The sequence below is a fragment of the Proteus sp. fly-1089 genome (assembly GCF_040138965.1).
Classification (GTDB): Bacteria; Pseudomonadota; Gammaproteobacteria; order Enterobacterales; family Enterobacteriaceae; genus Proteus; species Proteus vulgaris_B.
Window position 1 is genome coordinate 24,453 of record NZ_JBEETS010000009.1, and the last position, 13,792, is coordinate 38,244.

11 protein-coding genes are annotated in these 13,792 nt (G+C 35.8%); 5 read left to right on the plus strand and 6 right to left on the minus strand.

Going from position 1 to position 13,792, the window contains the following annotated elements; translation table 11 throughout:
- The first annotated feature begins 15 nt into the window (after positions 1-15).
- The 3 genes from ABN080_RS16440 to ABN080_RS16450 all read left to right on the plus strand — a co-directional run bounded on the left by ABN080_RS16440 (position 16) and on the right by ABN080_RS16450 (position 2,343).
- On the plus strand, positions 16-1,056 hold the full coding sequence (locus ABN080_RS16440; protein ID WP_072070084.1) for a TerC/Alx family metal homeostasis membrane protein: 1,041 nt from the start codon (positions 16-18) through the stop codon (positions 1,054-1,056).
- Positions 1,057-1,110: 54 nt separating this feature from the next.
- Positions 1,111-1,689, plus strand: coding sequence for a TerD family protein (locus tag ABN080_RS16445; protein WP_072070083.1), 579 nt, complete (start codon positions 1,111-1,113; stop codon positions 1,687-1,689).
- Positions 1,690-1,767: 78 nt separating this feature from the next.
- Positions 1,768-2,343 carry a TerD family protein gene (locus ABN080_RS16450; protein ID WP_072070082.1) on the plus strand — a complete coding sequence of 192 codons (576 nt, stop codon included), beginning with the start codon at positions 1,768-1,770 and terminating at the stop codon, positions 2,341-2,343.
- Between the two features lie 67 nt (positions 2,344-2,410).
- Here the strand turns inward: ABN080_RS16450 and ABN080_RS16455 are convergent, their stop codons facing one another.
- Complete coding sequence (locus ABN080_RS16455) at positions 2,411-3,091, minus strand: HAD family hydrolase (RefSeq protein ID WP_115350180.1); 681 nt, start codon at positions 3,089-3,091, stop codon at positions 2,411-2,413.
- 422 nt (positions 3,092-3,513) lie between these two features.
- Between ABN080_RS16455 and ABN080_RS16460 the strand changes: the two genes are divergently transcribed.
- Positions 3,514-5,043, plus strand: a complete 1,530-nt coding sequence (locus tag ABN080_RS16460) for a methyl-accepting chemotaxis protein (RefSeq protein ID WP_349441539.1) — start codon at positions 3,514-3,516, stop codon at positions 5,041-5,043.
- A gap of 72 nt (positions 5,044-5,115) precedes the next feature.
- On the opposite strand, the gene ABN080_RS16465 is transcribed toward ABN080_RS16460, so the two are convergent.
- The 5 genes from ABN080_RS16465 to ABN080_RS16485 form a co-directional block, all read right to left on the minus strand.
- The gene (locus ABN080_RS16465; RefSeq protein ID WP_349441540.1) at positions 5,116-6,279 is read right to left on the minus strand and encodes a fimbrial protein; all 1,164 of its coding nucleotides are present in this window, start codon (positions 6,277-6,279) and stop codon (positions 5,116-5,118) included.
- A gap of 3 nt (positions 6,280-6,282) precedes the next feature.
- A complete protein-coding gene (locus ABN080_RS16470) occupies positions 6,283-8,904 on the minus strand; it encodes a fimbria/pilus outer membrane usher protein (protein WP_349441541.1) in 2,622 nt (873 codons plus the stop codon).
- 37 nt (positions 8,905-8,941) lie between these two features.
- Positions 8,942-9,661 (minus strand): fimbrial biogenesis chaperone, encoded by a 720-nt coding sequence (locus ABN080_RS16475; protein ID WP_349441542.1) that lies wholly within the window; start codon positions 9,659-9,661, stop codon positions 8,942-8,944.
- 63 nt (positions 9,662-9,724) lie between these two features.
- Positions 9,725-10,288 carry a fimbrial protein gene (locus tag ABN080_RS16480; RefSeq protein WP_349441543.1) on the minus strand — a complete coding sequence of 188 codons (564 nt, stop codon included), beginning with the start codon at positions 10,286-10,288 and terminating at the stop codon, positions 9,725-9,727.
- A gap of 313 nt (positions 10,289-10,601) precedes the next feature.
- Positions 10,602-10,901, minus strand: coding sequence for a helix-turn-helix domain-containing protein (locus ABN080_RS16485; RefSeq protein ID WP_196554749.1), 300 nt, complete (start codon positions 10,899-10,901; stop codon positions 10,602-10,604).
- Between the two features lie 1,127 nt (positions 10,902-12,028).
- On the opposite strand from ABN080_RS16485, the gene ABN080_RS16490 reads away from it, so the two are divergent.
- On the plus strand, positions 12,029-13,558 hold the full coding sequence (locus tag ABN080_RS16490) for a methyl-accepting chemotaxis protein (protein WP_349441544.1): 1,530 nt from the start codon (positions 12,029-12,031) through the stop codon (positions 13,556-13,558).
- Positions 13,559-13,792 lie beyond the last annotated feature (234 nt).

The window sequence follows — 13,792 nt, forward strand, 5'->3', positions numbered from 1 at the left end:
CGTTCAGGAATTATTATGGTATCCACACATATTGGTTTTCCGACAGAAACTGTCATTGTCTTTGTAGTACTTGCGATTGGCGCTATTTTTATCGACTTATTCATGCATCGCGCTGATAAGCCGATAACGTTAAAGAATGCCATATTTTGGTCTATATTCTGGATTGCTATTGCTATGGCATTCGCAGGATTCCTTTATATTCACCATGGTGCTGAAGTTGCGAGCTTATTCGTAACGGGTTATGCGCTAGAGAAAGTACTTTCCGTTGATAACTTGTTTGTCATGATGGCGATTTTCTCTTGGTTTTCCGTGCCAGACCGCTTCCGCCACCGCGTTCTTTATTGGGGTATTATCGGTGCTATCGTTTTCCGTGGGATCTTTGTTGCCATCGGTACAGGACTGCTAAGTTTAGGACCATATGTTGAGATAGTATTTGCCTTAATCGTTGCTTGGACGGCAGTTATGATGCTGAAAAGCGGTGATGATAGTGAAGAAATCGAAGACTATTCACAACATCTTGCTTATCGCTTAGTTAAACGATTTTTCCCTATATGGCCAAAAATCACAGGACACGCTTTCTTATTAACACAAAAAGAAGTGGATGTTGAATTAGCGAAACCTGAAAACAAAGATGTCACTATCGGTCGTGGTACAAAAGCTGCGTTATATGCAACCCCACTTATGTTGTGTGTTGCTGTTGTAGAGCTTTCTGATGTGATGTTTGCTTTCGACTCTGTTCCCGCTATTATCGCTGTAAGCCGTGAACCCCTGATTGTCTATAGTGCAATGATGTTCGCAATCTTAGGCCTACGTACGCTTTACTTCGTATTAGAAGCGTTAAAACAGTATCTCGTTTACCTTGAAAAAGCGGTTATTGTGTTACTGTTCTTTATTGCCGTAAAACTGGGTCTCAATGCAACAGACCACATTTGGCAGCATGGATACAGTATTTCCGCGACAACTAGCCTATTTGTTGTGCTGGGGGTTCTTGCTCTGGGAATTATTGCAAGCTTTGTGTTTCCTGAGAAAAAAGATAATGAAGGTAAGTCAGAATAATTAATATTCTTGAGAAATCAGAATATCAAAAAACTAAATTAAAGAGGTTAAAAAATGAGCGTTTCTCTTTCTAAAGGTGGTAATGTCTCTCTGAGCAAAGCAGCCCCAACGATGAAAAACGTCCTTGTCGGACTTGGTTGGGATGCCCGTTCTACAGATGGTCAAGATTTTGACTTAGATGCATCTGTATTTTTGTTAGCAGCTAATGGAAAAGTACGTAGCGATGCCGATTTCATTTTTTATAACAACTTAAGATCCGCTGATGGCTCTGTTGTTCATACCGGTGATAATCGTACGGGTGAAGGCGATGGTGATGATGAAGCACTGAAAATCAAATTAGACATGATCCCGAATGATGTCGATAAGGTTATCTTTGTTGTCACTATCCATGATGCTCAAGCACGTCGTCAAAGCTTTGGTCAGGTATCGGGTGCATTTATTCGCCTAGTTAATGATGATAACCAAATTGAAGTTGCTCGTTATGATTTAACGGAAGATGCATCAACTGAAACGGCAATGTTATTTGGCGAGTTATATCGTCATAACGCAGAGTGGAAATTCCGTGCTGTTGGTCAAGGTTATGCTGGTGGCTTAGGTTCTGTTTGTGCTCAGTACGGTATAAATGCCTCTTGATAGATTGTTGTAAAATACTAACCACTGGCATTCATAAAAAGTGATTGCCAGTTTATTCAATAAAGTAGGAGCTTTGATATGGCAGTTTCCCTCGTTAAAGGTGGTAATGTTTCTCTAACTAAAGAAGCACCAACAATGTCGGTTGCTATGGTTGGTTTAGGATGGGATGCCCGCGTGACTGATGGCGCAGAATTTGATTTAGATGCGTCAGTATTCATGGTTGGTGAAGATGGAAAAGTACTTTCAGACGCAAGTTTTATCTTCTTTAATAACAAAGTGAGTCAGTGCGGAAGCGTTGAACACCAAGGAGATAACCGTACTGGGGAAGGCGACGGTGATGATGAACAAGTCAAAATCACCTTATCAAAAGTCCCTGCTGAAGTGAAAAAACTGGTATTTGCAGTCACTATTTATGATGCTGAAAATCGTAAACAAAACTTTGGTATGGTAAGCAACAGTTTTATGCGCGTTTTTAACAACGACAATGGGGCTGAAATTGCACGTTTTGATCTTTCTGAGGATGCCTCTACAGAAACTGCAATGATCTTTGGTGAGTTATATCGCCATGGCGCAGAGTGGAAATTCAAAGCTGTTGGTCAAGGTTTTGCGGGTGGTTTAGGTGCGTTAGCATCACAACACGGTGTAAATATCTAAGGCTTTATTTAGCCCTCGCATTAGCGGGGGCTATTTGTCTCTGTGTTGATAGGGAAACCGTTAGCGACTAAGACTCTTTTTTTACGGTCACTTTAATGGGCGAGTTTTTAGATTTACGACGGCCAGTATGAAAGTGACGCCAATGAGGAGTTTGAGAGGCCAATAGCAACTCATGATCACCACGGGAATCTCCCCATGCTCTCATATGATATTGCGTTAGATCCCCGTAGACATCTTCTAAACGTTTAATTTTCTCGCCACAGCGACAGTTATTGCCGATAATTTTACCTGTCAATTTACCATCAACCACTTCAAGTGTCGTACCTATCAGTTTAATTCCCAACCTATCAGCAAAAGGCTGTAGAACCATTGCTGGTGATGCAGAGCAAATAGTAACTTGGGCATTACTTTTCACTTCTTCTGCTACTGCTAATAAGCCAGTAGGGCGCATTAATTTAGCCCAGTAAAGCTGACAAAATGCTTCCGCTTTTTCTTTTAACCATTGTTCGTCAATGTTTGTTAAAAAAGTTTTGATAAGCACTTCTTTTAATTCATCACGGGTTAATTTGCGTCTAAAACAACGTAATGTTGGTAATACCATCTTAATTAAACGGCGTGAAAATTTACGTTTACCGAAAGCAAACTTTAAAAAAGGAATAAAACTATCGTGGTAAGTTAGCGTGCCATCAAAATCAAACACTGATAACGTTTTTACGGTGTTTTTTGAGTTTTCAAACTGGGGTTGCATAAAAAAGTAAGCTCCGTAAATCATCAGAGTTTTTAAGGTCATTGCACATATTATATCATTGTTCTCAAAATGAGATAGTGTGTCTATTACTTATTGAAAATAAAGTGATTTTTATACTTTCTAATGTAAATAAATAAAGATTATTTATATTATGAATATAAAATAATATTTATCCATCAAATAAAAATACTTATTTTTTTGATAAAAAAGAGACTTTTTATTATTAATAATATTAGTTGGATTATTTTATAAAATAATAATAAATTAAAAAATATTTAAAGTATAGATGATGTTTATTGATAGACTAATATTTTTAAAATAAAAATCATTAACTTATAATCACCTATTTTTATTAAATAAAAGAACAGCTATGTCGATAAGGAAATAAATCGTATCGATATATGTGTATAGGTATTTTTATTATGAGCATTAAACGATCTGCTAAGATAGGTTCGTCTTTATTATTATTAGTTTTTATTTTATCTTCGGCATTATCTATATTTTTTATTGATAAAGTGAAAAATAATTTCACTCAAGTGGAAGTGTTGCTAACACGCTATACAGATGTGCTGATGGCACGTTATCAATTAGTGATCATGCGTTCAAATGTGAATTTTTTGATGCAAGATAAAGACAAACGAAGTGCTAATGATGCTGATATTATTGAGAAAAATAAACAACTTGCTATTAGTGCTAAAAACACAATGAAAGGATGGGTGGACGAAAAAAAAGTCTCAGCAGACGCACAAAAAAGTGTAGAAGATATAGCTGCGTTATTTTATAACTTAATTGATAGATTAGTGATTGCGTCAAATTCAGCTCACAACGCCAATGCTAAAGATGAACATTTTGATCATGATTTTGAAAAACTCAGTGGCTTATTTGATAACTATGTTGCGATTAAAGCGAAAAATAGTGCTTCGCTTCGAAATAATCAAAATACCATGGTTCAACTCTCTATTTTATCAACGTTAATTTCATTATTGCTTTTATCTATTATTTTGTATTTCACTATTCGCTGGGTTAATAAATCATTTCTTATTAACCTTAATACATTGTCTGATATTTTAAAAAAAATAGGCAAAGGCGAATTAGTTTTCTCACTGCCTAAAATAAGAAATGATGAATTTGGTACACTGTTTTCCTGTGTCGGTGATATGCAAAAATCGCTAACATCCACCATTCTTACCGTAAAAAAAGAGACATTAGAAATAAAACGAGGTGCTGCTGAAATTGCATCAGCTCATCAAGAACTGTCTTCTCGAACTGAAGAGCAATCAAGTGCTTTACAACAAACTGCAGCGAGTATGGAAGAAATAAAAACCGCTGTCGCAAATAATACTGAAAATACCATGGAAGCAAATAACATCATTAATCAATCTAATGATGTTGTGACAGATGGCGCCACGGTGATGCAGGAGGCAATTTTGTCAATGAAGAAAATTGAACAGGGTGCCGTTAAAGTGGGTGAAATTAACGAGGTAATTAATAATATTGCCAGTCAAACCAATATCTTGGCACTAAATGCGGCAGTTGAAGCTGCTCGTGCAGGAGAACAAGGACGCGGTTTTAAAGTGGTTGCCGTTGAGGTACGAAATCTTGCTGCAAAAAGTGCAGATGCAGCAAAAGAAATAAGCCAGATACTGAAAGAGTCGATTGAAGATATGGCGAATGGTACGAAATGGGTGAATAAAACCGGTGAGCATATGCAAGAAATAGTCTCTTCTATTACAAAAGTTAACAAGATAATGCAGGGTATAAGTCTTGCTTCAGAAGAGCAACGCATTGGTATTGAACAAATTGCGGTGGCAATTAATCAGATGGATACCGTTGTACAGCAAAATGCTTCTTTAGTGGATCAAGGTGCATCTTCAACGATGGTGTTAGATGAAAAAGCGCAGATGTTAATGGATAATGTGGCCGTTTTTCAAATTGAAGAACAAGCATTATAACGATAAAAAACTCACTCTGAATTAACGTATCAGAGTGGGTTTTTATTCTATTCTGGCAAACAGAATAAAGGATTAATAATATTCAATCATAAAGGTTGCAGCTCCGTTGGCAACACCCGAAGATAAGCGGTCATCCACACGAATATAACGTGCACGTAATGGAATACTTACTGTTCCTGCTTTTTCTGTGATGGGTTGTGCGAAGGCAGTTGGCATATTAAATTTAACAAAATCTTCGCCTGTTGCTCCAAATGCAAGTTGTATCCCGACACCTTTAGCCGCCCCCGGTACATCATTTACTTCAAAAGTGCCTGGGTACTCAATAATGGGTGGGTTTACAGGCTTAATGGTCACTCTTAGTTCGTTCGGATCGCGATCTGGGAATCTTTGACCATCTTCAGTGGTAAGTACCTCTCCTTTGCCACCAGAGTAATAACCTCTAAAGGCAGGACAATTGTATAAATTAATATCAGAATTTATCCATTTGGTTGAACTACCCTTTGCAGGTAAGGCCGATGTCTCATGTTTGCCTAATTCCACAGTGTAGTCTTGTGTTTTACAACTTGTAGCGGTGACACTAACAGAACCTGTAATATTCATGTATGCGGATATAAAAGGAAATTCTTCTGCTAGAACCTTATCTTTTTCGGGATAATTAACATCAAGTTGCATTCTTGCAATATTGCTTAAATCAAATGTACCCGGCTGAATAGGGCCTAATTTAATTAAAGAATAATTGAGTACTGGGCGTGCCCAATAAGTAATAGATTCACGTTGGCCTTCAATAAGTTCACGTTGCCCTTCCCAAGAGAGTTGAGGAATATTAGGACGTAGCGATTTATTTCGATCGTTATTTGTATAAAATACAATACCAAGACCTGGGTTATTGGTTTTATAAACATTAGGAGGAATACCTGCGCCAACAGCGGGTGTTCCAGCTGTACTTAATAATTTTATCTCTTGGCGCTCTAAAAAGTAATAGTATCCTAATCCTGTTGAAGGCACATTAAACCTACAAGAATAGTTGTGTGTAATGTTATTAAAATTAATTCGACCATGATAAACAACCGAACCTACTGGCATATCAGCACCAACATGAATTGCGCTACCAATGGGTATAGTATGATCCAATGGGGCTGCAATAACTTGACACTTGACAGTCTGTTGTGCCATTACCTCCGCAACAGGAAAAAGTAGAAGCATTAAGGCTAATGAGTTTTTAATAATAGGCTTCATACTTTATTCTCCACAGACACTGGTAAGTTGAACAAAACTACTTGGATTATCTTTATCTTGTGCTGGCGCATTATAATTAATGATACATTGCTGTATTTCACCTGGTCCCCATTTCACAATTAAGCGACCTGACGCGTTTTCAACTCGGGCGTAGAGAAGTCCTCCCTGACCTATACTACCCACTTCATTGTTCTGTTCATCGTAGGCGACACTACCAAATGGAATGGCGCCGTTATTACGTTCGATTGTAATTAACAGAGGGATACCTGTATTGGTTTTAAATTCCACCTTCGTGATCGCACCTTCAAATGGTGCAATGCGGGCTTGTGTATTTTGTAATTCAACGTTAGTTGACATCCCTTTCGGGTTAATCGAAATATCATTCATTTGGTACGGTGTTAAATAAGGGACTGCAGCATGACCAAAGCCATCAATTTCAATACCTGGGTAGCCACTGACTCTTGCCCCTTTAGCACCATTTGCTTCAACAATGGCGAAAGTATCACCTTGATAAGGCGATGCAACGACACCACCAGACCAACCAATTAACGAACCACTCATACCGATTGAGGCATTTTGATAATGTTCACCTACGCCATAGTTTGCGGCTAAGCTAGTATAATTTGTTCTCGCATTACCATTAAGGGTCATACTTGAACCAACACCATGGTTGGTATTCATTGCTGTAACACCATAGCTGTAACGATTATCTTCACCCGCAGAGCCAGAAATACCAATACGTTCACCAACATTACCTCGTCCATCACGAGTTAACGCTGCGGTTAAGGTTGGCATATGGTCAACACTTAGATCGTAAAGTGGCAATGTAAAATTCATTTCAACGGATGTCTCTTTTTTGCCATCAGCATTACGTGCTTGACCTACGTTGATACCATAAGAGAGGCGCTTCCAACGGTTGTTATAACCCATTTGATATTGCAAATCGGTCGTATCGTTATTCCAATAGTTTTGTGTAAAACCACTGACGTAGAAATTACCCCAGCCTTCAGGTAACCCCTGATCTATAGTGACGTTAAAACGGCTTTTTGGGCGCCAGATATTATTGATACTTCTCCCATGACGCTCTTCATTGATAGCCTGAACCGCTGACATATAGTCATAGAAGTGTTCAGAGTTAAACTTATAGGCGGCAATAGTCAGGTTACTGTTGGTATCTTGAATATACTTGCTGTAACTGACTTGATAACTTTGGCCACTATTGACAGCAGAATCAGTGCTATTTAAATGCAGACGAGCTTGGGTCACGTCTGCAGAAAAAGCGCCTAATGGTGTACTTAATGCCATACCCACTTGGATAGCATAATAGTCAGCCCCTGTACCTTGTACTCCTGCATATCCGGTGACAAGGTTGGTTAAGCCTCGGCGATAAGTGGCTTGGTATAATGTAGGATCATATTCTACTGAAGTTGAATTTAAATGCCCCGCAGCAACGGTATAGTTGTGTTGACCTGGGCGCAGTAATTGTACCACTGAAGCATAATAGACTCTGAAATGCTGTTCTGAGCCATCCGCTTCTTGTATGGTGACATCTAAGTTACCGCCATAGCCTGAAGGGTAGAGGTCATCAATCTCAAATGCACCCGGTGGTACAACGGTTTCGTGGATGATATGACCATCTTGGCGAATAATAACGCGGGCGTTTGTTTTTGCTACACCACGGATAGTCGGCGCAAAGCCACGTTGAGAATCAGGTAACATTTTATCATCACTAAAAAGCTGAATACCTCTTAATGGTTGAGAATCAAATAGTTGCCCTTTAGTGAGCATATCACCCACTTGTACTACGCCTTGAATAGTGGTGATAATACGTTGTAAATAGTTATAAGTAGAAGTGTAGTCGTGACCCGTTTGTTCATTCCATGAATAGTTACCAGTATGATGATAACTCCAAGCCCCTAAATTTAAGGTTCCGGTGATCCCGGCAAATGCGGATTTGTACTCTTTCCCATTATTACGGGACATAAAATAGTTACCGTTATAGCCTAGTAGCAATGCATTGATACCACGATCCCAAAGTGATGGGCTAACATAACCACGGGGTTTATATCCCACTAATATTTGTGGAACATCAATATTTAAACGTTGTATAGAGTGATCGTACTTAACACTACTTGAAGGAATAAATTTTGCTAATTCAATACACTGATGAAGCTCTAGTGCACTTTTTAATAATGGTGGGGTTTTCTCATCCTTGAGACCGACTAAATCAATGATGTCTTTAGTTAAACACGCTTCGACTTCACGATTTGCCATTTCCCTAAATGTGATAGACTCTAATCCAACAAAGTGTTTATTAACATAGAGTTCGACATTCCATGTGCCGGGTAATATTGCATCAGCTTTGTCAAAACGGCTAATATCAATATCACCTTGAGCGGTGTTCATAAAAATAGGGTTAAATGACGTTGAATTATTACCATTAGATATAGGTGCTGATGGCAGGTCATTATCATTTGGGGATAAAGTTGCAGATAATGAGCTATTACCATTAGACAGCCATTTATTATTTTCGGTGACTGTTATATTTTCTGCATAGGTATAAGGAGCGACTAAAAAAGTCACACCAGCAGATATTATAATAGTTTTTAAAATATAACTGCTCATTTTAATATTCCCGTATTTTTAGAAAACACCTAGAAAACTACAGTGTGGTTTCAACCATTTTCATTGCGCCCCAATCGTTTACATACCTGTAAACAATTTTGCTTCCTGAAGACGCATTGACTCCATTTGGAATTGAAAAGTCATGACTGCCAAGTGGTGGTACTACTTCACCATCAATCGGATTTTTTTCATTATTGGATAGCGTGATAGAAACTAAAGAGACATAATAAGGAGAATTGTTTATCGCCTTTAACTTATTATTAATAACTGAGAATGACAGATTTTCTGCACCTTTTATTGCGTCTGCTTTATCTCTTAATGCATAAGGTCTATAAAATAGTTTTATTCTAGAGCGATAAGCGATTTGTAATTTATTATCTATTTTATCACTTGCATTAGGCGGTATTTCTAATACGTTTAGCCAATAAATAGATTCTCTATCTTTAGGTAATTGCATGCTGCCAGTATAATTAATTCTCAATGTTTGAGATTTAGTCGGTTCAACACGAAATACAGGAGGACTTAAAACAAAAGGAACCTGAATATTTTCAGGTGCGGCATCTACATCACCTGTATCAATCCAGTTTTGAATAAGAACAGGTAATTTCCCTTCATTCGATACTTTAATAGTGACTTCTTTTTCATTTTCAACATAAATAACGCGAGTGCCACTAATAACAACACCGGCATTAACCCATGCGGGAATAATTAATAATATACTAATAAAAAAGCTTTTAATTAATTTAGGGGTTATCATATTTATCTTTATTCCATTAATAAAAAGCAAATAGGGAGGAGAATTCCTCCCTATTTATTTCGATTATTTATATTGCAGAGTATAAACAACGCTACTTGTTACTTTACCAGCCTCTGTTTGACCCATTGCGTAGTATTCTACAGCGTATGGTAGAGTTGCTTTTTCAGCAGTAATTGCATAGTAAGTAGTATCATTTACTTGAGAAGTATTACCTACTTTGATTGCATTGAAGTTAGCACCATCTAACAGTTGTAATTGAACTTGTTTAGCACCTGTTGCCGCGATATCCATATTATTCAGGCGGCCAGAAGCTTGGTCTACAGTCATACCAGTTTCGAAGAATGCAGAAACAGTGCTATGACCCGCAGTGCCTACTTTACAATCAGACAGGTTCATATTAAATGCAGTACGACCAGTTACGTCACCTGCAGCTTGTAAAATATTAGTACTTACTGTTGGTAAAGTAATCGTTGCATCTGCACCTTGGCCTTCGATGTCAACTTTACATGTTGTATCAGTTAATTCACCATTAAAAGTGATAGTACCAGTATTATCAGCAGCGATAGCATTGCCAGCCATTAGACCAAATGCCATAGCTAAAGATGCACCAATGATAGATTTTTTCATTCTAAAGTCCTTTGTTTTATATTAGATAACTACATTTAATAAATAACTAAATATTAAAGTTAATATTTAGAAATTCATTTTATGACTCGCTATTAGAGTAAAATAAATATAAGCATTCCATGGCTGATAAAAGCTTTAATTAAAAAGATTTTTATTTTCCTAATATTATCTATTATTGACTAGTAATAGTTTTGTCATGTGTTAACACCCCTACCTTCATAAAGCTAATAGCTCATGAAAATAAAACATATTTAAATATTTTATTTTCATGCTTAATTATTGGTAGGGATATTTACATAAGTTTTATTTTTTATTAGTTTAGTTGGTTAATAATGTTACCACTAAACTCATAATCTCTTTTTTTTAGTTGTGTGTTGGTTACCTTTTCATTGTAATTACTTATTACTTCACGATTCAAATCATCCCATGATTTATCAAAAATAATAAGCAACTTATTTATTAAACTAAGAGACATACTATTTTTTCCATTTTCATAGCGAGAAATTTGTTGTTGGCTAACAGAGATTATTTTTGCCAGTTCACGACCTGATAATTTTTTCTCTTTTCTAACCTTTTTAAAAAAAAGGCCTACTTTAGTGTCTAGATCGTTCATAAAGTTAATTCCAATAACAGAAGGTCTAATATATAGAAGTCATCACATATTAAAATTAGTCATTTCATTGCGAATAACTATATTACACATAAATTATTGCGTAAAAACGGTTTACCCTATGCGATATCATTATGTAATAGGTGATACCTATCATGAGAGTAATTATTGTAAGGTTATACTTAAGATTTAGTAAGTAATAGATATATCAATATGTTAATAAAATTAATTTAAGTGAAAACTAATTTTGATACTCACTTTATGAGTTAGCGTTAGGTGAAAAATCTTGTTTGATAAGTTATATATTAAATTATATTTCATTTTCAGTCTTTATAGGATGGATTGTACGAAAAGGTTAGGTAATGTAAGGAGATATTTTTTACTCGCAAAGCGGGTATTCATGAGAAAGGTAGAATGTAAGAATTCTCTGAATAAAATCAAAAATTGGGGTATATGATGAAAATAGATTATGTGTATTTATAAATAATTTATGAAAGCCTTCTGTTGGGTAAATAAGAAGGAAAATAAAAATTGATTTAAGTCAATAATTGCTGGGCTAAATATTCATATAAAGAAGAGTCGATTGTTTGATACTAAGAAAATACTTTTTTAAAAGTATTAATTGCAATGATGTTTGAGATGCTTTCTCTAAGGTTCGATTTATTCTTATATATGAAAACTAAAATAACTTGTACATTCTATTTTTCTTTTCTTTCTAAAAATAGCGATTATTTTTCATTAATAATATCCTAAGTATTTATACCTTGCCGCGATTTTTTTAGAAGCTATTTATCTCTAAGTTGTGGATTAGATTGTAAAAATACTTAAGATATTTTAATCATTAGGTGATAATTATCATTTAATCGTGTGTGTGAAATATTTGCTGTATTTTATTTAAATGAAAACATTGTCTAAAAAACAATCACCCAATAACACTGAAATATTATTTCATATTGGTATATCATCTAGATTAAGATGTAAAAAGAAGAAGAAAAAACTAATTGCTATCATTGATTGAGAACCTAATTAAGCATTTGTATTGATAATTCTGATTAATAAGTAAATAAAATCTATTTCGTGCCGATAAATGAGTACATTTGTATTATTTAATTACCGGGGTGGATTATTTCATGAGTATTGAAAGATCAGCTAAAGTAGGTTCTATCATACTATTAGCCATTTTCTTATTATCATCAGTATTGTCGTCATTTTTTATTTATCGTATGCAGGAAAATTTTGCTTCATTGGATTCATTAAATACTAGGTTAAATAGTGTTCAAGAAGCGAGATATGAACTAGCAACTATTCGTTCTCACGTTAACTATTTAATGTTATTGAAAACGATGACGGAAGAGAATAAGCAAGAAACTATAAAATCGATTGTGACTGAAGCGAAAGCGCTTGCAACAAAATCAAAAGCAACGATCACACATTGGGTTGAGGTTAAGAAAATTAGCCCTGATGCTCAACGAAATTCAGAACAGCTATCGGTCTTATTCTATTACTTGCTTGATGAATTAATGGCACCAATTGATACCTTAAATTATACAGAAACAAATCTTTCTGATGATTTCACTCGTCTTTCTGATCTTTTTGAGGAATATTTGATTATCACAAAAGGTGTCAATGACGATATCAAAGCAGAACAAGCTTGGATGGTACAGCTTTCTATTTATACAACGATCATTGCACTTATCGTTATCCTTGTTCTTCTTTATGTAGTTATTCGATGGATAAATAAAACGTTTATCTTTAATTTGAATACTCTATCAGCTATTTTGCAGAAAGTGGGAGAGGGGGATTTAAGTTTCAATCTACCTAAGAAACGAAATGATGAGTTTGGTACATTATTTTCTAATGTTGGAAATATGCAAACAGCACTTACATCGACTATTCAACTTGTTAAAGAAGAAGCGTTAGAGATCAAAAAGGGTTCGGCAGAGATTGCTTCTGGCAACCAAGATCTCTCTTCTCGTACTGAGGAGCAAGCAAGCGCTCTACAACAAACAGCTGCTAGTATGGAAGAGATAAAAATTGCTGTTGTTAATAATACTGATAATGCGATTTTAGCAAACTCTATAACAGCAGAAACTCGTGATTTAGCGATTGATGGTTCTAATATCATGAATGATGCAATTAGTTCGATGAAAAAGATCGAAGTAGGCACATTAAAAGTTGCTGAAATCAATGATGTAGTTAATAACATTGCAAGCCAAACGAATATTCTAGCATTAAACGCCGCGGTTGAAGCAGCACGTGCCGGTGAGCAAGGTCGCGGATTTACTGTTGTTGCAACTGAAGTGAGAAATTTAGCCGCAAGAAGTGCGGATGCTGCGCGTGAAATTAACCAAATCATCAGAGAGTCCGTTGCTGATGTGGCTCATGGCCGTGAATTAGTGAATAAAACGGGTGAGCATATGCAGGACATCGTTTCTTCTATTACTAAAGTCAGTGATATTATGCAGGGTATTAGTATTGCATCAGAAGAGCAAAAAGTGGGCATTGAACAGATAGCTGTAGCCATTAACCAAATGGATTCAGTTGTTCAGCAAAATGCGGCTTTAGTTGAACAGGGTGCGACTTCTACGATGATTTTAGATGAGAAAGCACAAAACTTAACAGATAAAGTGTCAGTCTTTAAAATTAAAGAACAATATTAATCTGTTAGATTAGTCAGTTGATATTATATTTAAAACAAGCTCACTTTAATGACAATATTAAGGTGAGCTTTTATTTTGATAAATGGAAATGAAATAGAATAATTTTATCTAGTTGTTAACTATATTAGTAATTATTTTAAAACTAACTACTGGTGTAATGTATAGATGATTTTAAATATATTTCTTTAGGAGCTCTGGTTTTGAGGATTAAGTAATGAGTTATTACAGTAGTCG

Excerpts from the sequence above, each read along its gene's own strand:
- ABN080_RS16440 (WP_072070084.1), top strand. The coding sequence starts at position 16 with ATGGTATCCACACATATTGGTTTTCCGACAGAAACTGTCATTGTCTTT.
- ABN080_RS16445 (WP_072070083.1), top strand. The coding sequence starts at position 1,111 with ATGAGCGTTTCTCTTTCTAAAGGTGGTAATGTCTCTCTGAGCAAAGCA.
- ABN080_RS16450 (WP_072070082.1), top strand. The coding sequence starts at position 1,768 with ATGGCAGTTTCCCTCGTTAAAGGTGGTAATGTTTCTCTAACTAAAGAA.
- ABN080_RS16455 (WP_115350180.1), bottom strand. The coding sequence starts at position 3,091 with ATGCAACCCCAGTTTGAAAACTCAAAAAACACCGTAAAAACGTTATCA.
- ABN080_RS16460 (WP_349441539.1), top strand. The coding sequence starts at position 3,514 with ATGAGCATTAAACGATCTGCTAAGATAGGTTCGTCTTTATTATTATTA.
- ABN080_RS16465 (WP_349441540.1), bottom strand. The coding sequence starts at position 6,279 with ATGAAGCCTATTATTAAAAACTCATTAGCCTTAATGCTTCTACTTTTT.
- ABN080_RS16470 (WP_349441541.1), bottom strand. The coding sequence starts at position 8,904 with ATGAGCAGTTATATTTTAAAAACTATTATAATATCTGCTGGTGTGACT.
- ABN080_RS16475 (WP_349441542.1), bottom strand. The coding sequence starts at position 9,661 with ATGATAACCCCTAAATTAATTAAAAGCTTTTTTATTAGTATATTATTA.
- ABN080_RS16480 (WP_349441543.1), bottom strand. The coding sequence starts at position 10,288 with ATGAAAAAATCTATCATTGGTGCATCTTTAGCTATGGCATTTGGTCTA.
- ABN080_RS16485 (WP_196554749.1), bottom strand. The coding sequence starts at position 10,901 with ATGAACGATCTAGACACTAAAGTAGGCCTTTTTTTTAAAAAGGTTAGA.
- ABN080_RS16490 (WP_349441544.1), top strand. The coding sequence starts at position 12,029 with ATGAGTATTGAAAGATCAGCTAAAGTAGGTTCTATCATACTATTAGCC.